The following is a 21,092-nucleotide window of genomic DNA, read 5'->3' as shown; positions in this document are numbered from 1 at the left end:
GCCGGCACGGAGAAGGGGAAGCCGCGGATGAAGATCGTGTTCCTGCTGGACAACGCCTACGGAATCGGCGGGACGATCAGGTCGACGGTGAACCTCTCCGGAGCGCTTGCCGATCGGCACCAGGTGGAGGTGATCAGCCTCCGCCGGTCACGCCAGGATCCGGCACTCGTCTTCGACCCCCGCGTCACCCTCACCTCCCTCATCGACCTGCGCCGCTCCTCCCCCGGCTACGACGGGGACCACCCGGACTACCGGCGGCCCAGCGAGCGCTTCATCGAAGGCCGCGACCACGTCGAGCGCGGCATCGCCACCCGGCTGGGCGACCTGCGGGTGAAGGAGCTGCTGGAGCAGCTGGACGCCGACGTCGTCATCGGCACCCGGCCGAAGATCAACGACTACCTCGCCGCCTACGGAACCGACCGCTACCTGCGCATCGGGCAGGAACACCTCACCCACGCGATGCACAGCGACCACATCCGCAGCCACCAGGACGCCGCCCTGGCCCACCTGGACGCCTTCGTCACGGTCTCCTACGCGGACGCCGCGGACTACCGCGCCGCCCTGCCCGAGGTACGGGCCGAGATCACCTGCGTGCCCAACGCGGTACCCGCCTCGCAGGTCGAGCCCTCCGACGGGGAGGCCAAGCTCATCGTCGCCGCGGGCCGCCTCATCAAGGTCAAGCGGTACGACCGGCTGCTGCGCGCCTTCGCACTGGTCGCCGGTGTCCACCCGGACTGGTCGCTGCGGCTGTACGGGCGCGGCCCGCAACAGGACGCGCTGCGGGCCACCCTGAACGACTGCGGCCTCCACGACCGGGCGTTCCTGATGGGCGTCCACTCCCCCATCGAGACGGAGTGGGCGAAGGGCTCCATCGCGGCCGTCTCCTCCGACGCCGAGTCCTTCGGCATGACCCTGGTGGAGGCCATGCACTGCGGCGTCCCCGTCGTCAGCACCGACTGCCCGTACGGACCGGGAGAGATCATCACCAACGGCGAGGACGGGCTGCTCGCCCCGCTGGGCGGCAGCGAGGAGACGACCGTACGCGGCTACGCCGACGCCCTGCTGCACCTGATCGAGGACCCGGACCTCCGCTCCCGGATGGCCGGTGCGGCCCGGGAGAAGGCCGCCCGCTACTGCCCCCGGCGGGTGGCGGGCGAGTACGAGGCCCTGCTGACCAGGCTGCTGGCGGGACGCGCCGGCGCGGGCGCCGCCCCCGGCCGCGCCGCACCGGAGACCGCACCGCCGAGCGGCGGCCCCGGACAGGCGGCAGGACCGACCCAGCCGGCCGGACCCGGACGGACTCCCGGACCGGCACGGGCAGCCGCACCGGCGCCGACAGCAGAGACCGCGCAGCCGGCGGGCGACGCGCCGACCGGACCGGCAACACCTGGCGGGCCCGCCGCCCGGCAGCCCGCGCCCGCAGCGTCCACCCCCCGCCCGGGCAGCCGGGCGCGGGTCGTACGGACCGCCCGGCGCCTCGTACCGCGGGCGCTCGTCCCCGCGCTGCGCCCGCTGGCCCGTGCCCTGCGGCTGAACGGCGGCGCCCCGGGCGGCGGCGCCAAGGGGATGCGGCGCCCGGTGGCCCGGGCGCGGGCCGAGCGGGACGGGGCGCTGCTGGTCCGGCTCCGGGCCGACACGCTCCCCAACGGCCCGGCGGTGCTGGCCCTGCGCCCCCGGCACCGGGACGACGCCGCACCCGTCCGCCTGCCGCTGCCGCCCCGCGACCGTGCGGACGCGGACGGCTGGATCGCCCTCCGGCTGGAGCGCTCCGGAGCGGACCTGTACGAGGCCCGGTGGGACGCCTACGTGGAGCGCACCTCCGACGGCGCGGCCAGACGGGTCAAGGCCCTCCTCGTGGAGACGGCACACCTGCTGACCATGCCCGCTCCGCTCACCGGCGACGGCACCCTGAACCCCCGGATCCCCTATGTCACCGGCGAGGGCTACCTCGCCGTGCGCGCCTGGTCCCGCACCCGGCACGCGGAGGTCACCTCGATCGAGCCGGGCGAGCACGGCTACACCCTCACGGCGCGGCTCTACGGCCAGGGCACCCGCCCGGCGCTGTCGCCGCGCACCGAGGAGCTGTCCGGCGGGCCGGTGCTGTCGGCGGTACCGCGCGACAACCCGCGCCAGGCGTTCGAGTTCCCCGGGCGGTGGAGCGGTGACGGCGCGGAGGGCACGGGCCGCACGGACACCGCGCGGATGGAGCTGCCCTTCGAGCTGCCCGCAGCGTTCGCCGACGGCGCCCCGGAAGGCGTGTGGGACCTGTGGCTGCGCCCCGGCCCCGGCCCCGAGCGGATGCGCATGGGGCGGCTGCTGGGCGACCTGCCGGACCGCAAGAAGACCGACGTCACCCCGCCCACCCGGCTCGGCGACAGCGGCCAAGCCGTGCAGCTCTACTTCTCGCTCAACAACAACCTCGTCCTCGCCCTGCGGACCCTCGCCCCGCACCCGGCGGAGCAGGTGCGGCAGCCCGGCGCGGAACAGGCCGGGGCCGGACAGGCCGCCCGGGGCGGAGCCGCGGCGGACGCCGCGAGCCGTCAGGACCGGTCGTCGGCACCGAGCGCCTCGACCGGCGCCTGATCCGGACCGGCCTGCGCGGCACCCGGGCCGCCGCCCTCCCGCACATGCCGTGCCCGGGCCTCGGCCTCCCGCGCCAGGGCCTGCACGGCACGGTCGAAGCGGACCAGCGAGGGCGGCTCGGCCGGGCCGAGCAGCCGCACCTTCAGCGCGGCGCGGGCGGCGGCGAGCGCGTCCTCCTCCGGGTGCCGCACGGTCCGCAGCAGCGCGGGAACCCCCGCGCCGTCCGGCCCCAGGACGGTCGCCGCGCGCACGGTGGGAAAGGCGCGGCGGAAGCCGTCCTCGTCCATACCGCTGGTGTTGACGACCGCGTACGGCTTCTCGCTGCTGAGGTAGTCCGAGACCACCGAGGAGACGTCCGAGACCAGCACGTCGGCCTCGTTGAAACAGCTGAACAGCCCCGGCCTGGGCCCGTCCACGACCTGGTGCTGTCCGGCGGGCCGGGCCGCCCAGTAGGCCTCCTCCCATCTCCGCTGGGCCTCGGCCGTCGCCCTGGCGCGGCCCGGCGCGGGTGCCTGCTGGCGCAGCATCCGCTCCACCTCGTCCGCGTGCTGCCGCAGGTCGGCGCGGGTCAGCTCCTCCAGCACGCGGGTCGCCTCCTCCAGCGCGGCGAGCGCCTCCGGATCCGGCTGCGGGCAGCCCTGCCCGGCGCCCGCGCGGAGGACCAGCGCGCGGATGCGCCGGTCGGCTGCGCCGGCGCGCGGGTCGATCGAACCGGTCATCGGGTGCGGTTTGTACAGCAGCCGCACCTTCGGGTCGGACAGCAGCGCCCGGACGATGTTCTCCCCCGCCGTGAGCACCGAGGTGTTGCCCGGATCGTCGGTGAACCCCTCCCAGGTGGGCGCGTAGAGCACGGTCAGCCGCTCGTCTCCGCCGCCCGCCGCGCGCTCGCCGGCGTGCCGGACAGGGGTGAGCTGGGGGCGGCCGACCTCGACGACGTCCTTGTCGTCCACGCCGACCTCGGCCAGCCGGTAGCGCTCGCGGGCGGCTTCCCCGGCGACCCACACCTGGTCGTAGGCCTTGGCGTAGGGGTTGCAGGAGGAGAGCTTGTCGGACTCGCCGTGGTTGATGAAGGCGTGCTTGAGCGTGGGGATCCGCAGCGCCTGGGAGGTCTTGCCGGAGTTGGCCGGGTGCAGCAGCACCTTGAGCGTGGAGTGCTCCAGGTGCATCAGATGGGAGACCTTGGGGATGCAGACGATCGGGACGTCGGTGGCGTCGATCTTCTGCACCATGAACCGCTCCCGCAGCACGATCAGCGGCCGCCCCTCCAGCTCCGCCAGCGTCGAGAGCCACATGTTCGCCTGGTACGCCGACGTCGTCCCGCCCGAGAAGTACATCGCCACCGTCGGCCGGTACTCCGCCAGCCAGCCGTCCAGCCAGGCCAGCGCCTCCTCCTCACCGGCCACCCCCCTGCCGGGCAGCAGCCGCCCGGCCAGCTGCGCGGTCCCCGCCAGCAGCCCGGCGCAGCAGCCCCAGGCCAGTACCGACGCCCACACCGGGTTCCCGGACGCGGCCGAGGCGCTCATCCCGGTCGTCGTGAGCGCCGCGACAGCCGTCAGCCGCACGGTCGCCCGCTGGGCGAACAGCGCGGGCGGCGCGGGCGAGAGCCGGAGCGCGGAGGTGTCGATGTTGCGGGTGACCACCGGGAGCCGCCGCCGGTCGCGCACCGCGGCCGCGACGGCCTGGCAGGAGAAGTGCAGGAGCCAGCAGAGCAGCACCGCGCCGGGCAGCAGCGCACCGGCCCCGGCCGGGTGCAGCACCCCCAGCCCGCCCAGCCCGCCCAGCAGCAGTGCGTCCCGCAGCAGCTGCCGCACCGGCGGGATGAGCTGCGCCCGGCGCAGCTCCCGCGCCACCTGCTGCGCGCCGTGGGGCAGCAGCACATCGGTCAGCAGGCCGAGCAGTGCGCCCACGACGACGAGGGAGGCGTGCGGGTAGGCGATGCCCAGCACCTGGAGCAGGTAGCCGGCGGCCAGCAGCACCAGCGCCGCCGCGGACCCGGCCCGGTACCGCAGCACGGCGCGGCGCTGCCGCCGCAGCGCGGCGTCGCCCCCGGTACCGCCCGCGCGGTGCACGGCCACCGCCGTGCCGGTCCCGGAGCGGCCGGCGCCGGCCACCGGGTCGAGCACGAGCGTGTCGGCCTCGTCCACCCCCGGGGGGCCGCCCGCGGCGTCCGGCCGCGGGCCGCCGTCACCGGCCGCACGGCTGCCGCCGGCCGCGTCGCCGTTCCCGTGCGCGCCGCCGTCGTCGTTCGCGTCGTCCACTCCGTCCACCAGCACACCCACACTTCACCGTAGGCAGCGCCGGTGCGGCCCGTCGCGGCACAGGCGGCCGAACGCGTGACCGCCGCGCCGCGGGAAGGTCCCGCGGCGCGGCGGTCGGGGTGTCCGGGCCGGACCCGGGTCAGCGGTTGCTGCGCAGCAGGGTGCGCATCGTCCGCATCGCCACCGAGAGGTTGGCCAGATCGAAGGTCTCGGACGCCTGGATCTCGTCCAGGGTGGCCCGGGCGCGGACGAGGATCGCGTGGTTCTTCCCCTCCCACGCCTCGTACCGCTCCTCCGACGACGCGGCGCCGTCCCCGGCCGCCAGCACATCCGCCGTCAGCAGCTGGTGCGCCGCGTAGAGGTCCTCGCGGATCGAGGAGCGGGCCATGGACTGCCAGCGGTCGGCGCGGGGCAGCTCGCTGACCCGGCCCTGGAGCTGGGTGATGCCCAGCCGGTCCGCCAGGTCGAAGTAGACCTCGGCCACATCCATCAGGCCCATGTCCGTACGGCCCTCGACGGCCACCACGTCCAGCGCGGAGAACGCGGCCGCCGAGCCCGCCAGGCGCAGCGCCAGCTCCGAGGGGACACCGGCGCCCGACAGCTTGTCGTACACCCGCTGGTGCCACTTGAGGTCGTCGCCCTTGAGCAGCTTGGGCAGCTCCGCCCAGACCGCCTCGACCCGGTCGGCGAACAGCTCGATGGTGTCGGCCAGCTCCAGCGGCTGCGGGCGGTTGTTGAGCAGCCAGCGGGTGCCGCGCTCCACCAGCTGCCGGGAGCGCAGCCGGATGTCGGTCAGGACGCCGGCGGCGACCTCGTTGTCCAGCGACTCGACGGCGTCCCAGATGTCGCCCAGCCGGAAGATGGCCCGCGCGGCCGTGTGGGCGCGCACGATCTCCTCCGTGGAGGCCCCCGACTCCTCCATCATCCGGTGGACGAAGGTCGAGCCGGAGGTGTTGACCGTGTCGTTGACCAGCAGCGTGGTGATGATCTCGCGGCGCAGGGCGTGGTTGGCGATCTGCTGGCCGAACCGCTCGCGCAGCGGCTCGGGGAAGTAGGCGTACAGCAGCCCCTCGAGGTACGGGTCGTCCGGCAGCGAGGTCCCGATCAGCTCAGCAGTGATATTGATCTTGGTGTACGCGAGCATCACCGCGATCTCCGGCTGCGTCAGCCCCTGGCCGTTGCCGCGCCGCTCCCGCACCAGCCGGTCGGAGGGCAGGAACTCCAGCGGCCGGTCGAGCTTGCCCTCCTTGGAGAGCCGGCGCATCTGCCGCTGGCTGGCCAGCAGCAGACTCGCCGCCTGTGCCAGCGAGTTGGCCAGCGCCGCGTTCTGCGCGTAGTTGTTGCGCAGCACCAGCATGCCGACCTCGTCGGTCATCTCCGCCAGCAGCGCGTTGCGCTGCTTGACGGTCATGTCCCCCTCGGCCACCACCGAGTTCAGCAGGATCTTGATGTTCACCTCGTGGTCGGAGGTGTCCACCCCGGCGCTGTTGTCGATCGCGTCGGTGTTGATCCGGCCGTCGTTCAGCGCGAACTCGATCCGGCCCAGCTGGGTGCAGCCGAGGTTGCCGCCCTCGCCGACCACCTTCACCCGCAGGTCCTGGCCGTCCACCCGGATGGCGTCGTTGGCCTTGTCGCCGACGTCCGCGTCGCTCTCCGACGACGCCTTCACATAGGTGCCGATGCCGCCGTTCCACAGCAGGTCGACCGGGGCGGTGAGGATGGCCCGCATCAGCTCGGCGGGCGTCATCTTGGTGACCCCCGGCTCGATGCCCAGCGCCTCGCGCACCTGCGGGGTGATCGGCACCGACTTGGCGCTGCGGGGGTGGATGCCGCCGCCCTGCGAGATCAGCCCGGAATCGTAGTCCGCCCAGGACGAGCGCGGCAGCTCGAACAGCCGGCGGCGCTCGGCATAGGAGGTGGCCGCGTCCGGGTCGGGGTCGAGGAAGATGTGCCGGTGGTCGAAGGCGGCCACCAGCCGGATGTGCTCGGAGAGCAGCATGCCGTTGCCGAACACGTCACCGGACATGTCGCCGACGCCGACCACGGTGAAGTCCTCGGTCTGGGTGTTGTGGCCCAGCTCCCGGAAGTGCCGCTCGACCGACACCCACGCACCGCGCGCGGTGATGCCCATGCCCTTGTGGTCGTAGCCGGCCGAACCGCCGGAGGCGAAGGCGTCGCCCAGCCAGTAGCCGTAGGACTCGGCGACCTCGTTGGCGATGTCCGAGAACCTGGCGGTGCCCTTGTCGGCCGCGACGACGAGATAGGTGTCGTCCTCGTCGTGCCGCACCACGTCCCGCGGGTGCTCGACCGCCCCGGAGACGAGGTTGTCGGTGACATCCAGCAGCCCCGAGATGAACGTCCGGTAGCAGGCGATGCCCTCGGCCTGCCAGGCGTCCCGGTCGGCGGCCGGGTCCGGGAGCTGCTTGCCGACGAAGCCGCCCTTGGCGCCCACCGGCACGATGACGGAGTTCTTGACCTCCTGCGCCTTGACCAGACCGAGCACCTCGGTACGGAAGTCCTCCCGCCGGTCCGACCAGCGCAGACCGCCGCGGGCGACCTTGCCGAACCGCAGGTGGACGCCCTCCACCCGCGGCGAGTACACCCAGATCTCGTACTTGGGGCGCGGCGCCGGCAGCTCCGGGATGGCCTGCGGGTCCAGCTTCATCGACACATAGGTGTGCGGCTCGCCGTCGGCGTCCCGCTGGAAGTAGTTGGTGCGCAGGGTGGCGTTGATGACGGTCAGGAAGGAGCGCAGAATGCGGTCCTCGTCCAGGCTGGCCACCTGGTCCAGCGCCCCGGCCAGCTCCTCCAGGATGCCGTCCGTCAGCTCGTGCCCCGCCCACCGGCGCGCCGGGTCCAGCCGGGCCTCGAACAGGTTGACCAGCAGCCGGGTGGTGTGCACGTTCCCGCGCAGCGTGTCCTCGATGTAGGACTGGCTGAAGGTGGCGCCCGCCTGCCGCAGGTACTTCGCGTAGGCGCGCAGCACCATCGCCTGCCGCCAGGTCAGCCCGGCGGAGAGCACCAGCGCGTTCAGCCCGTCGTTCTCGGCGCGGCCGGTCCACACCGCAGCGAACGCCTCCTGGAAGCGCTCGCGGGCCTCCTCCTCCAGACCGCGCCGGCCGTCCGGCATCCGCAGCCCGAAGTCGTAGATCCAGGCGTGCGAGCGGTCGGCGCAGCGCAGCTCGTAGGGCCGCTCGTCGACCACCTCGACGCCCATCGCCTGCAGTCCCGGCAGCACGGCCGAGAGGGAGACGGGGCTGCCGGTCCGGTACATCTTGAAGCGGCGCTCGCCCGGGCCCGCACCGACCGGCTCGTACAGACTCAGCGAGAAGTCGCTCTCCTCGCCGCCCTGCACCAGCGCCTCCAGGTGCTGGAGGTCGGCGACGGCGGCACGCGGCGAGAAGTCCGCCTTGTAGCCCTCGGGGAAGGCCCGCGCGTACTTCTGCGACAGCTCGGCGGCCTGCTCCTCGCCGCACTCGGCGATCAGCGCCTCGTTGAAACCGTCCGCCCACGAGCGGGCCGCCTCGGCCAGCCGGGACTCGATGCGCTCGATCTCCGCGTCGGTCAGCTCGGCGAGCTGGGCACCGGGGCGCACCCGGATGACGAAGTGCAGCCGGGAGAGCACCGACTCGGTGTTCCACGCGGTGAAGTCGACGCTGGTGCCGCCCAGCTCCTCGGTGAGGATCTCGGTCAGCCGCAGCCGCACCGCGGTCGTGTAGCGGTCGCGCGGGAGGTAGACCAGCGCCGAGTAGTACCGCCCGTACTCCTCCTTGCGCAGGTAGAGCCGCAGCTTGCGGCGCTCCTGGAGGTAGAGGACGGAGGTGACGATGGAGCGCAGCTCCTCGACCGAGGTCTGGAACAGCTCGTCGCGCGGGTAGGTCTCCAGGATCTGCAGCAGGTCGCGCCCGGCGTGGCTGTCGGGCGTGAAGCCCGCGGTCTCCAGCACGTCGGCGACCTTGCGGCGGACCACCGGGACGCGGCGCACCGACTCGGTGTAAGCGGCGGACGAGAACAGCCCGAGGAAACGGCGCTCCCCGACGACATTGCCCGCCTCGTCGAACTTCTTGACGCCCACGTAGTCGAGGTAGGACGAGCGGTGCACGGTCGCCCGGCTGTTCGCCTTGGTCAGGACCAGCATCTGGTGTTCGCGCGCCTTGGCGCGCGCGTCGGCGGGCAGCCGGTTGAAGGACGGCGAGACCGGGTGGCTCTCCTCGGTGCTGCGCTGCGGGTCGGCACGGAGGATGCCCAGCCCCGTGCCGGGCAGCGGTGCCAGGCTCAGCTCGTCGCCGGCGTCGCCCTTCCCGGAGCCGTCCGCGCCCTCCTCGACGTCCAGTTCGTACTCGCGGTAGCCGAGGAAGGTGAAGTGGTCGTCGGCCAGCCACCGCAGCAGCTCCCGGGCCTCCTCGATCTCCTCACGCGGGAGCTCGTCGGTGGGCTCGCCGGGCAGCTCGTCGGCGATGCGCAGGGCCGCACCGCGCATCTTCTGCCAGTCCTCCACGGCCTCCCGCACGTCCGAGAGGACCCTGCGCAGGTCGGCGGCGATCTGCTTGAGGTCGTCCCGGTCCGTCTCGCGGTCGATCTCGACGTGGATCCAGGACTCGACCACCGCGTCGTGCGGCAGCTTCCCGTTCCCGGCCGCCCCGGCTCCGTCCTGCGCACCGGCCGCGGGCTCGCCGGCCCAGGCGGCCCGGGTGTCCGGCAACTGGGTGTCCGGCACCTGCGCGAGGTCGTCCCGGCCGACGGAGAGCACCTCCAGCAGCTTCCCGGTCAGATCCCGGCGGACGACCATCTGCGGGTGGATCACGGCGTGGATACCGCGTCCCCTCCGCGAGAGCTCGTTGGTGACCGAGTCGACCAGGAACGGCATGTCATCGGTGACGACCTCCACCACCGAGTGCGTGCACGACCAGCCGTTCTCGTCTATCGACGGCGAGTACACGCGGACGTTCGCCGTGCCCTGCGGCCGCTCCTCGGCCAGCCGGTAGTGGGCGAGAGCACCTCCGAGGATGTCGACCGGATCGCGGTCGGCGAGATCCTCCGGCGCCGTGTGCAGGTAGTACCGCTGGAGATACGCACCAAGGGCGTCGTCCTGGGGCCCCTGGACCGGGTGGCGCCCCTGGGCCGGGCTCCGTTCAGCCACCCGTGCGGCTTCCGCCAGTCGCTCGGCCTTTGCTTCTTCCAGCTTGCTCTGCATGTCCTCTGGCTCCTGTCGCGCGCCGTTGCGTGACGTCGGGAAAATGAAGGCACGGCACCGGAACGACGCGGGGTCTCCGCTCGGGTCCGCCGCTGTGCCGGGAGAGACGACCAGCGGCGCCCCGCCCGCGCTGTCGCGGGGGGCGCTGTACGGAGGATCGCTCGGGCGCTGATCCTCCGGTGGATATCGCGCTGATCACGTGGGTAAGGCTATCGCCCCCGGCGGCCGACACGTCATGGGCCTTATATGTACGAATAGGGAGAACGCCGAGATCGTCTTCTCCGAACCGGCCAGTTGGACCGGGTCCGGGAAAACTTCTGGCAAAGCGGCGTTCCGGGGGCACGCTCGGGGAGACGGTGCGAGCGGCCCGGACGGTTCCCCCTTTCGGGCCGCCGGGTCATGCCGGCCGCTGCCGCCGTGCTCCGTGCCGGCCCTGATCCGGCGGCCGTGCTCCGTGCGGCCGTGCTCCGTGCGGCCGTGCTCCGTGCGGCCGTGCTCCGTGCGGCCGCTGCGGCGCCTGGCCGCCGCGCGCTCTGCCGGGCCGGCTCCCACGCCCCGGACGGGGCCGGTCACGGCTCCGCCGCCAGCAGCTCCGCCGTCCGGACGGCCTCGTGCAGGGTGTCGACCACCGGGACCCCCGCCTCCTCCAGACTGGCCCGGCTGTGCGAGCCGCCGGTGAACAGCACCGCACGGGCCCCCGCGTGCGCGGCCGCCGAGGCGTCGTCCACGGCGTCCCCGATCACCACCGTGCGGCGCGGCTCCACCCCGCCGAGCGCGGCGAGATGCTGCACCATCTGCGCCGCCTTGCCGCCACCGGAGGGACCGACCGAGCCGTCCACCCGCACGAAATGCTCCTCGATGCCGTAGGTGCGCACCAGCGGCAGCAGCCGGTCGTGCGGCGCCAGCGAGCAGAGCGACTGGGTGCGGCCGGCCGAACGCCCGGCGGCCAGCAGTTCGGCGGCTCCCTCGGCGAGCCCCGCCCGCGGAGCCAGGGCCCAGTAGTGCCGGTGGAAGGTCTCGTCCATGACCCGCCACTCGTCGTCGGTGGGCATTCTGCCGAGCAGCCGCTCGTAGAAGCGCGGCACCGGTACGCAGAACAGCTCCCGGTACCGCTCCAGTGTGATGCTCGGCATACCGAGCTCGCCGAACGCGGCGTTCGTCGCCTCGATGACCGTATGGATGTCGTGCAGCAGTGTGCCGTTCCAGTCCCACACGATGTGCGCGGACCGCTCTTCTCGCCCCAGGACCATGCAGCCGACGGTAGGAGACGGCACTGACATCGCGACACCGGTTTCCCGCCCCGCGGGCGACAGCTCGCCGGGGCGCCGGGCCGGCACGCGGTGCGGGGCCGGTCGGCGGCGGGCCCTCGGCGGTCCTCAGCCGACGAGCGCGGGGATCTCCTGGGTGGCGAACCACAGCAGCTCGTGGTCGTCGGCCCGGTCCACCACCTGCTCCGCCCGCTCGTCACCGGCGAGCGCCGCGGACAGCGCACCGACCGCGGCGGTCACGTCGTCGACCGCGTCCTCCGCGTCGAGGTGGACGGCGGCCGCCTCGGTCAGCGGGACGGCGGCGGTCAGCCGGACCCGGCCCACGGCCCCGGCGTCCGCCTCCGCGCCGCCCCGGGACCCGTCGTCCTCCTCGTCGGGGACGACCGCCCCGTCGGCGGCCTCCAGCGCGACGACGACCCGGCGGCGCGCCGCCTCGTACTGGTCGGCGAGCAGCCGTAGCGAAGCACCGGCGGCCTGCCGCAGCGCCGCGTACTCCAGCTCCTCCGCGTCCTCCGAGCCCCACCACGCGCGCAGCCCGGGGGTGACCGCGTACGCCTCGACGGGCGCCGGTCCCAGCTCACCCGCGCCGTGCGCCTCGCTCAGTGCGGGCAGGGTCAGAGGGACATAGACACGCATGGGCTGCCGCTTTCGTGTATCGCCGGGACCGGATGCCCCGTCAGCATACGGGCACGCGCCGTACGGCGCGCTGCTCGGCGCCCGAACGAATCCGCAGGTGAACACGGCGCGGAGTCAACACCCACGGGCCGCCCCCACCGGATAGGGGAATCTGCCGCAGCCCCGCACCGGGCCGCCCCCGCGCATTGCGGCACCCCCCGTTCCGCCGCTAGAACCGTTGCCGTCCAGCCAGTTACCGCCCGGTATTCGCTTGCCGGTCCCGGCACACACCCCGAGGGAGCCCATGACGACGCCCGTCTCCTACCCGGTATCCGGACGTCAGCCCCGCAGGCGCGGCCCGCGCCCGGCACCCACCCGGCCGCCGGCCCGGCGCGACAGCCGCCGCCCCGCCGACTCCGCGCTCCGGGCCGCGGCCCACCGCGCCCGCCAGGGCCGGCCCCCGTTCTGGTTCGCCCACCGGCTGCTGCTGGTGCTGAGCGGCCAGTGCCCCGTCCACACCCTGCTGGCCCACGTCCGAGGACCCGCCTACGACCGGCTGACCGCCCTGGCCCCCTCGGCACCGCTGCGCCCGCGGGGCGCGGACCGCACGGCACCCGAGGTGCTGGAGGCCCGCGGCACCCAGCCGCGGGCCGGTGTCATCGAGGCCTTCGCGCGGGTCGCCACCGGCGCCCACCAGCGCGCCCTCGCGTTCCGCCTGGAATGGTGCCCGGACAACCGCTGGCGCTGCACCGCCGTCGAACTCGACATCCCGGCCGATGGCTGACCGCGCCCGGCCGCGCGGCGGGCTCCCCGAGGGCCGGGCACGGCACAGGCGCAGTCGGGCCCGCAGCGGAAGGCCGAGCACCGCCGTGCGGAACCGAGCCCGTCGGGGAGCGGCCCCCGAAGAGGCCCGGCCCCCGACGGGGTCCGGGGGCGCCGAGCAGCCGGACCCCGCCGGAGGACCCGGACCGGTCGAGAAGCCCGGCACGCCGGGAAGCCGGACGCCGCACGGCCGGGAACCGGCAGCCGAGGCCGGGAACCCGGTCCTGAGCGGCCCCGGAACGACCGGGAGCACGGGGCGAGCGGCCGCCCGGACACGGCTGAGGGGCCGGGCACCCGGTGCCCGGCCCCTCAGCCGTGTAGAGATGCGGAACGCCCCCGGACGGCCGCCCGACGGCGGGCGGCGCGGGCGGCGCGCTACTTCCGCTTCTTGCGCCCCTTCTGGGCCTTGCGGCGCTCGGCGCGGGTGAGGCCGTCGGCCGACGAGCGGACCGGACCGCCGCCGTCCTCGTCCGCCGTCTCGCTGGTGTCCAGATCGCGCTCGACCACGCCGCCCTCGGCGGTCGGCGCCGAGAAGTGCAGACGGTCGGGACGCTGCGGCTGGTCCAGCCCCTTGGCGTGGATCGCGGGGGCCGGCCCCGCACCCGCACCGGCCGGCACGGTGTCGCGCGCCCCCTCCTTCTCCAGGGACGGCGCCGGTGCCTCGTCCTCGACCGGCACCTCCTCGACCTGCTGCTCGACCTGGACCTCCAGGTTGAACAGATAGCCGACGGACTCCTCCTTGATGCCGTCCATCATGGCCTGGAACATGTCGTAGCCCTCCCGCTGGTACTCGACCAGCGGGTCCTTCTGGGCCATCGCACGCAGGCCGATGCCCTCCTGGAGGTAGTCCATCTCGTAGAGGTGCTCGCGCCACTTGCGGTCGAGCACCGAGAGCACCACGCGCCGCTCCAGCTCACGCATGATCTCGGAGCCCAGCTCCTGCTCACGCGCGTCGTACTGCTCGCGGACGTCGTCCTTGATCGCCTCGATGATGAAGTCGGCGGTCAGACCCTCGCGGTCACCCGCGGCCTCCTCCAGCTCCTCGATGCTCACCTGCACCGGGTACAGCTGCTTGAAGGCGCTCCACAGCCGCTCCAGGTCCCACTCCTCGGCGAAGCCCTCGACGGTCTCGGCCTGGACGTACGCCTCGATCGTGTCGTCCATGAAGTGCCGCACCTGCTCGTGCAGGTCCTCGCCCTCCAGGACCCGGCGGCGCTCGCCGTAGATGACCTCGCGCTGCCGGTTGAGCACCTCGTCGTACTTGAGGACGTTCTTGCGGATCTCGAAGTTCTGCTGCTCGACCTGGGACTGCGCGGAGGCGATGGCGCGGGTCACCATCTTGTTCTCGATCGGGACGTCGTCGGGAACGTTGGCCATGGCCATCACGCGCTCCACCATCTGCGCCTTGAACAGCCGCATCAGGTCGTCGCCGAGCGACAGGTAGAAGCGGGACTCGCCCGGGTCGCCCTGCCGGCCGGAGCGGCCGCGCAGCTGGTTGTCGATCCGGCGCGACTCGTGGCGCTCGGTACCCAGCACGTAGAGGCCGCCCAGCTCCTTGACCTCGTCCACGGCCGCCTTGACCGACTTCTCGGCCTTGTCCAGCGCGGTCGGCAGGGCCGCCGCCCACTCCTCCGGGTGCTCGTTCGGGTCCAGCCCGCGCTCGCGCAGCTCGTTCTCCGCCATGCCCTCGGCGTTGCCGCCGAGCTTGATGTCGGTACCGCGGCCGGCCATGTTGGTGGCGACCGTGACCGCGCCCTTGCGGCCCGCCTCCGCGACGATCAGCGCCTCACGCTCGTGGTTCTTCGCGTTGAGCACCTGGTGCGCGACGCCGCGCTTGGTGAGCTGCTTGGAGAGGTACTCGGACTTCTCGACCGAGGTGGTGCCGACCAGGATCGGCTGCCCCGACTCGTGCTTGTCCGCGATGTCGTCCACGACCGCGTCGAACTTGGCGACCTCGGTGCGGTAGATCAGGTCGGCCTGGTCCAACCGGGCCAGCGGGCGGTTGGTCGGGATGGGGACCACGCCGAGCTTGTAGATCTGGTGGAACTCGGCGGCCTCGGTCATGGCCGTACCGGTCATACCCGAAAGGGTGTTGTAGAGGCGGAAGAAGTTCTGGAGGGTGATCGTGGCGAGCGTCTGGTTCTCGTCCTTGATGTCCACCCCCTCCTTGGCCTCGATCGCCTGGTGCATGCCCTCGTTGTAGCGGCGTCCGGCGAGGATACGGCCGGTGTGCTCGTCGACGATCATGACTTCGCCGTCCATGACGACGTAGTCCTTGTCGTTCTTGTAGAGCTCCTTGGCCTTGATCGCGTTGTTGAGGTATCCGACCAGCGGGGTGTTGACCGACTCGTAGAGGTTGTCGATGCCCAGCCAGTCCTCGACCTTGGCGACGCCGGACTCGTGGATGCCGACCGTGCGCTTCTTCTCGTCTACCTCGTAGTCGCCGGTCTCCGGCTTCTGGGTGCGCGGGTCGCCCGGCTCGCCCTTCTCCAGCCGCTTGACCAGCTTCGCGAAGTCGCTGTACCACTTCGTGGCCTGGTCCGCGGGGCCGGAGATGATCAGCGGCGTACGGGCCTCGTCGACGAGGATCGAGTCGACCTCGTCGACGATGGCGAAGTTGTGGCCCCGCTGCACCAGTTCGTCCTTCGACCACGCCATGTTGTCGCGCAGGTAGTCGAACCCGAACTCGTTGTTGGTGCCGTAGGTGATGTCGCAGGCGTACTGCTCGCGGCGCTCGGCGGGGGACATGTTGGCGACGATGCAGCCGACCTGCAGCCCGAGGAAGCGGTGCACCCGCCCCATCCACTCGGAGTCGCGCTGCGCCAGGTAGTCGTTGACCGTGACGATGTGCACGCCGTCGCCCGACAGCCCGTTCAGATACGCGGGCAGCGTACCGACCAGCGTCTTGCCCTCACCGGTCTTCATCTCGGCCACATAGCCGAGGTGCAGCGCGGCGCCGCCCATCAGCTGGACGTCGTAGTGCCGCTCGCCCAGCACGCGCTTGGCGGCCTCGCGGACGGTCGCGAACGCCTCCGGCATCAGGTCGTCCAGACTCTCGCCCTCGGCGTACCGCTCCTTGTACTCGTCCGTGAGCGCGCGCAGCTCGGCGTCGGACAGGTCGACGAAGTCCTCTTCGATGGAATTCACCTGCCGCGCGACGCGGTCCAGCTTGCGCAGGATCTTCCCTTCACCTGCACGCATGAGCTTGCCGAAGACGGACACTTAAGGTGGCTCCTTGCCGGTCGGGCCTGGCACGGTCTGCACGGTCAGTGCGGATATCGGTGCGGATCACCGAGGTCCTCTCCTTGCCGAGGGCCTGTACCGCACCGGCCATCGTATGCGAGGGACGACTGCCCCTGTACCCCCAACGTGCCGGAGCCCCCGAAGGTGCCGCCGACCCCGGCGGCACAATCGGTCCATGGAACCGATCACACTGCGCACCGAGCGGCTGCTGCTGCGTCCCTTCGAGGAACGGGACGAGGCGGCGCTCGCCGCGGCCTGCGACGATCCGGACATCCAGCGCTTCGTCCCGGTGCCCGAACCGTACACGCTCAAGGACGCCGAGGAGTTCGTCCGCGGTGTGAGCGCGAACGGCTGGCGGGAGGACACGATGTACAACTTCGGCGTCTTCACCCGCGGCGCCCCGGGCGACGGCGCGGACAAGGGCGGCGACGGCGGTGCGGACGGCGGCGGCCCCGGCGGCGAACTGGTGGGCTCCATGGGACTGGTCCGGCTCTCCCTGCGCACCGCCGAACGCCAAGCCGAACTGGGCTTCTGGACAGCGCGCGGCCACCGGCGCAAGGGCTACACGGCGGAGGCCGCGCGTGCCGTGGCGGACTGGGCGTTCTCCGCGCTGGGAGTGGAACGGCTGGAGTGGCTGGCCCAGGTGGAGAACACCGGGTCACGCGCCGTGGCGCAACGGCTCGGCTTCGTGGAGGAGGGCATCGCGCGGGCACGCATCGTGCACAGGGGAACACGCCGTGACGCCCGCGTCGCCGCCCTGCTCCCCTCGGACCTGGGCCACCCGCAGCCGACCCCCTACCTGCCCTCGCCGCCGCGCGGATAGCTCCCGCGGAACAGTCCGCGTGACTCCGACGGCCCCGCCACCCGCCACCCGCCGCCCGCTCGGGGCCGACGGCTGGGCGCGGGGGGTGTCAGTGGTCCCGCCTAGGGTGTGCCGCATGACGACCGGTCTGCCTGCCACCGCTGTCCCGGCCGGCGGCGCCCACGCGCCGCAGGCCTCCCTCTCCGCCGCCGAGGCCCGGCGGATCGCACTGCGTGCGCAGGGTCTGCTGGGAGCCCCGGACCGCAGGGCAGGAGCGCGCGGAGTGCTGCGGCACCTGGGCGCGGTCCAGCTGGACACGATCTCGGTCCTGGCCCGTTCGCACGAGCTGGTGCCCTACGCCCGGCTGGGTGCTGTGGGACGGCGGGCCGTGGAGTCGGCCTACTGGTCCGGAGCACACAGCTTCGAGTACTGGTCGCACGCCGCGTGCGTGCTGCCGATCGAGGAGTGGCCGCACTTCGCCTTCCGCCGCCGTGCCTTCCGCGACCGCGGCCACCGCTGGCACCGGATGAAGGACCGGGAGGGCTCGTGCGCCGCCGTGCGCGACCGGCTCCGTGCGGAGGGGCCGCTGACCACGGCGGACCTGGGCGGCGGCCGGAACGGCGGCGAGTGGTGGGACTGGTCCGAGAGCAAGATCGCGGTCGAGTGGCTGCTGGACATCGGGGAGGTCGTGGTCACCGAGCGGCGCGGCTGGAAGCGCGTCTACGACCTCGCGGAGCGCGCGATCCCCGGTGCCCTGTTCCACGACGACCTGGACGACCGGGCATGCCTGCGGCGGCTCGTCGCCCAGGCGGGCTCGGCGCTGGGCGTCGCCACCCGGGCCGATCTGGCCGACTACCACCGCCTCAAGGCCGAACAGGTGGAGTCGGTGCTGCCGGACACCGGGCTGGTGCCGGTCCGGGTGCAGGGCTGGCCCAAGCCCGGCTGGGCCGACCCGGCGGCCCTGGAGTCCGCGCCGCGCGGCCGGCACCGTACGACGCTGCTCTCCCCGTTCGACTCACTGGTCTGGGACCGCCCCCGCACGGAACGCGTCTTCGGCTTCCAGCACCGGCTGGAGGCATATGTGCCCAAGCCGAAGCGGGTGCACGGCTACTTCGCGATGCCGCTGCTGGCGGGCGGCCGGCTCGTGGGCCGGGTGGACCCGGCCCGGGAGGGCACCACGCTGGTCGCCCGCCAGCTCTCCCTGGAGAGCACGAAAGCCGTGGAGCCGATGGCGCAGGCGCTGTGCGAAGCCGCCGCATGGGTGGGCTGCGACGCGGTGCGGGTGGAGCGCTGCGCCCCCGAGGAGCTGCGGCCCCGGCTCCGCAGCGCCCTCGACGCGCTGGGCGGGTGAGCCCCGCCCGCAGCCCGGCGGCTCTCGGCCCGCGGGCGGCGGCCCGCCGCTCGTTCGCGGTGTTCCCGGTCCGCCCCCGGCGGTCGCTGCCCGCGCGTCAGCGGATTTCGAGGATCTTCTCCCGCATCGCGTAGACCACGGCCTCCATCCGGGAGTGCAGCTGAAGCTTCTCCAGGATGTTGCGGACGTGGTTCTTCACGGTGTTCTCGCTGATGAACAGCTCCTTGGCGATGTCCCGGTTGTTCATCCCGGTGGCCACCAGCTTGAGCACCTCCAGCTCCCGGTCGGTGAGCTTGGGCGCGGGCACCAGTTTGCTCTCGTCGGTGCGCTGGATCATGGATTTGAACTCGGTGAGGAGCTTCGCCGCCATCGAGGGACTGATCTGCGACTGGCCGTCGGCCACGGCCCGGATCGCCGTGGAGACCTCGTCCGTGGAGATCTCCTTGAGCAGATATCCGGTCGCACCCGCCTTGATGGCGTCGTAGAGGTCGGCCTCCTCGTCGCTGATCGTCAGCATGATGATCTTCGCGCTCGGTGCGACCTCCTTGATGGAGGTGCACGCCTCGATCCCGCCCCGCTTCGGCATCCGCACATCCATCAGCACGATGTCGGGCAGCAGATCCGCCGCCTTGTCCACCGCCTCGGCCCCGTCCCCGGCCTCTCCGACGACCTGGATGTCCTCCTCCTGGGCCAGCACGATCTCCAACCCCCGCCGGAACAGCGCGTGGTCGTCGACGACCAGCACCCGGATCGGCTCCTTGCGCCGCTCCCGCTCGTAGGGCTCCTCCTCCGCCACCGGGCCCGGGTGTGCGTCGGGCACGGGCATCACGGGCCCGAAGCTGTCCACCATCGTTCCTCCCCCTGCACCCTGATCTCCCACCAACCCCGCTACGGCCAACGGAGATTGGCCCGGGCCTTGATGTTACTCATGCCGACGCCCCCGGCCGGGTCCCGAGATCCGGCCGGGGGCGCGAACATCAAGCCGGTGGGGCGCAGAGCGGGTGCCGGGCCGTGCCCGGCGGATCGCCGGTGGACCGCACCTGACCGGCGCCGGACGGTGTCAGCCGCCCAACGCCCCGCCCGCTCCGGGCGGCGGCTCCTGTACGAACGGGTCCGGCTCCAGATGAATCACGCCGTAGTCATAGCCGTGCCGCCGGTAGACGACACTGGGCTGCTTGGTCTCGGAGTCGACGAACAGATAGAAGTCGTGGCCCACCAACTCCATCTCGTAGAGCGCCTGGTCCAGCGTCATCGGCGCTGCCGCGTGCGTCTTCTCGCGGACGATGAGCGGTCCTTCGCCGCGGACCTCCAACGGTCCCATCTTGGTGACCACGGGCTGGCCGTCGGCCTCCGATGCCACGGCCACCGATCCGGCGGCGGCGTCCAGTTCTCCGTTGAGTTCCGACGCGAGGTGGGCGGTCGCCGCCGCCACACTCATCGGTGCGCGGCTGCCGCCGCGGTGGACGCGACGCTTGTCGGCCTGCTTGCGCAGCCGGGCTTCCAGCTTGCTGGAGGCCAGGTCGAGCGCCGCGTACGGGTCGGAGGCTGCTGCCTCCGCACGAATGACCGGTCCACGCGTACGCAGGGTGATCTCAACCCTGTCGGAACGGTCGGCCTGCCGGGGGTTGTGCTCCTTGGCCACCTCGACCTCAAGGTTGATCACCTTGCCGTCGAGCTTCTGAACCTTCTCCAGCTTTTCGGCCACGTGCTTGCGGAACCGGTCGGGCACCTCTGTCTTGCGACCCTTGACGACGATGTCCACGCAGAACTCCGTTCCCGGACGGTCCCACAATTCGGTGCGACCATCCTTGGTGCACTGACGCCGGAGGCTCGGCCCTCCCGCCGTTTGGCTCTCCGGCTCGAGTCGGCTTGCGAGTTTCACCTCCTTCTCCCCCGGAGGAGAGATCGCCACTCAATCCGAACGTACCTCCACTGGGGGAGGCTCGGCACCCCCTACCGGCACGTACCTCCGATCAGGGGAGTGAACCCTGGTACCACCTGCAACGACGTCCGCGATCTGATAGTTCCATCGCGTCACGCCAGGCAACTTTCCGTTCTTCTTGATCACTCGACCGAGCGCACCGCGAGCACCGCGGCCGAGGCCACCCCGCCCAGCGCCCGCGACGCCTCCGCGAGCGTCGCGCCCGTCGTCATCACGTCGTCCACCAGCACGACCCGGCCCCCGCCGAGCAGCCGTACGCCGCCTGGCACCATCTCCAGAGCTCCGGCAAGATTCGCGGTCCGCTCCGCTGCGCCCAGCCCCGCCTGGTCGGCCACCCTCCGGCGCAGGCACAGCACCGGCAGCACCTGCGCGGCCATGCCCTCCCCTCTCAGCACCGCCGCGGCCTCCCGCGCCATGCGCCGCACCGGGTCGTGTCCCCGCCCCGCGACCGCCCGCCGCATGGAGGGCACCGGAACGAGCAGGGCCGGGACAGGGCACCGGGCCGACGGGCGGCCTGCCGCGACGGACGGCCCGCCCGGCACGGGTGCGGCCGGCACAGAGGTGCCCGCCGCACGCGAGGCGCGTGCGACGGCACGTGCGAGCACCGCTCCCAGTGGCGCGGCCAGCCCCAGGGCACCGCGCTCCTTGTGAGCGAGCAGCGCGGCTCGGGCCTCGTCGGTGTAGGTGAGGGCTCCATACACCTGCGGCAGTCCGGACGGCACGCGCGAGGGACGGACCCGCCGCGGCACCGCGCCATTCAGCACGCTGCTGCACTCTTCGCACAAGCGGTCCCGCGTACGCGGGCGACCGCATCCGGCGCACCCCACGGGCAGCACCAGACCTGCGAGTTCCCGCCGAAGTCCCAGCAAGGTCCTCGACATGCCCCCACTCTGGCACCGGGGATCCGGCGCCACCACCCCTGTGGAAAACTCCCGGAAGGCCCGCGGGCCGGCCCCGGGCGGCAGCGCCCACGCGCCGCGACACCGCGGTCGGGAGGCGTCCGGGGCGCCGGAG

The 21,092-nt window shown here is 72.8% G+C and carries 12 protein-coding genes; 4 read left to right on the top strand and 8 right to left on the bottom strand.

The features are described from left to right. Positions 1 to 27: 27 nt before the first annotated feature. Positions 28 to 2,583, top strand: coding sequence for a glycosyltransferase (locus tag A949_RS0101505; protein WP_019354239.1), 2,556 nt, complete (start codon positions 28 to 30; stop codon positions 2,581 to 2,583). Here A949_RS0101505 and A949_RS0101500 read toward each other — a convergent pair. The 4 genes from A949_RS0101500 to A949_RS0101485 all read right to left on the bottom strand — a co-directional run bounded on the left by A949_RS0101500 (position 2,541) and on the right by A949_RS0101485 (position 11,939). Beyond that, positions 2,541 to 4,856, bottom strand: coding sequence for a hypothetical protein (locus A949_RS0101500; protein ID WP_019354238.1), 2,316 nt, complete (start codon positions 4,854 to 4,856; stop codon positions 2,541 to 2,543). The two genes, A949_RS0101505 and A949_RS0101500, sit on opposite strands and share 43 nt — an antisense overlap. Before the next feature lie 124 nt (positions 4,857 to 4,980). Further along, positions 4,981 to 10,035: an NAD-glutamate dehydrogenase gene (locus A949_RS0101495; RefSeq protein ID WP_019354237.1), complete on the bottom strand. Its 5,055-nt coding sequence runs from the start codon at positions 10,033 to 10,035 to the stop codon at positions 4,981 to 4,983. A gap of 569 nt (positions 10,036 to 10,604) precedes the next feature. Beyond that, positions 10,605 to 11,285, bottom strand: coding sequence for an HAD family hydrolase (locus tag A949_RS0101490; RefSeq protein ID WP_037705765.1), 681 nt, complete (start codon positions 11,283 to 11,285; stop codon positions 10,605 to 10,607). A gap of 126 nt (positions 11,286 to 11,411) precedes the next feature. Further along, positions 11,412 to 11,939: a DUF6912 family protein gene (locus tag A949_RS0101485; protein ID WP_019354235.1), complete on the bottom strand. Its 528-nt coding sequence runs from the start codon at positions 11,937 to 11,939 to the stop codon at positions 11,412 to 11,414. A gap of 283 nt (positions 11,940 to 12,222) precedes the next feature. On the opposite strand from A949_RS0101485, the gene A949_RS38790 reads away from it, so the two are divergent. Continuing rightward, entirely contained in the window at positions 12,223 to 12,702 is a 480-nt protein-coding gene (locus A949_RS38790; RefSeq protein ID WP_019354234.1) for an Rv3235 family protein, read from the top strand. 413 nt (positions 12,703 to 13,115) lie between these two features. On the opposite strand, the gene secA is transcribed toward A949_RS38790, so the two are convergent. Further along, positions 13,116 to 15,962 carry a preprotein translocase subunit SecA gene (gene secA / locus A949_RS0101475; protein WP_019354233.1) on the bottom strand — a complete coding sequence of 949 codons (2,847 nt, stop codon included), beginning with the start codon at positions 15,960 to 15,962 and terminating at the stop codon, positions 13,116 to 13,118. Between the two features lie 196 nt (positions 15,963 to 16,158). On the opposite strand from secA, the gene A949_RS0101470 reads away from it, so the two are divergent. Both A949_RS0101470 and A949_RS0101465 read left to right on the top strand, forming a co-directional pair. Next, on the top strand, positions 16,159 to 16,806 hold the full coding sequence (locus tag A949_RS0101470; protein WP_019354232.1) for a GNAT family N-acetyltransferase: 648 nt from the start codon (positions 16,159 to 16,161) through the stop codon (positions 16,804 to 16,806). A 115-nt stretch (positions 16,807 to 16,921) separates the two neighbouring features. Further along, on the top strand, positions 16,922 to 18,136 hold the full coding sequence (locus A949_RS0101465) for a winged helix-turn-helix domain-containing protein (protein ID WP_019354231.1): 1,215 nt from the start codon (positions 16,922 to 16,924) through the stop codon (positions 18,134 to 18,136). 97 nt (positions 18,137 to 18,233) lie between these two features. On the opposite strand, the gene A949_RS0101460 is transcribed toward A949_RS0101465, so the two are convergent. The 3 genes from A949_RS0101460 to A949_RS0101450 all read right to left on the bottom strand — a co-directional run bounded on the left by A949_RS0101460 (position 18,234) and on the right by A949_RS0101450 (position 20,779). Further along, a complete protein-coding gene (locus tag A949_RS0101460; RefSeq protein WP_019354230.1) occupies positions 18,234 to 18,986 on the bottom strand; it encodes a response regulator in 753 nt (250 codons plus the stop codon). Positions 18,987 to 19,196: 210 nt separating this feature from the next. Next, on the bottom strand, positions 19,197 to 19,898 hold the full coding sequence (gene hpf, locus A949_RS0101455) for a ribosome hibernation-promoting factor, HPF/YfiA family (protein WP_019354229.1): 702 nt from the start codon (positions 19,896 to 19,898) through the stop codon (positions 19,197 to 19,199). Between the two features lie 302 nt (positions 19,899 to 20,200). Beyond that, positions 20,201 to 20,779, bottom strand: coding sequence for a ComF family protein (locus A949_RS0101450; protein WP_337462896.1), 579 nt, complete (start codon positions 20,777 to 20,779; stop codon positions 20,201 to 20,203). Positions 20,780 to 21,092: the final 313 nt, after the last annotated feature.

The sequence above is a fragment of the Streptomyces sp. AA1529 genome (genome assembly GCF_000280905.1).
Taxonomy (GTDB): domain Bacteria; phylum Actinomycetota; class Actinomycetes; order Streptomycetales; family Streptomycetaceae; genus Streptomyces.
The sequence above is the reverse complement of the archived record's forward strand: the minus strand, read 5'-3'. Positions and strand labels throughout refer to the sequence as shown.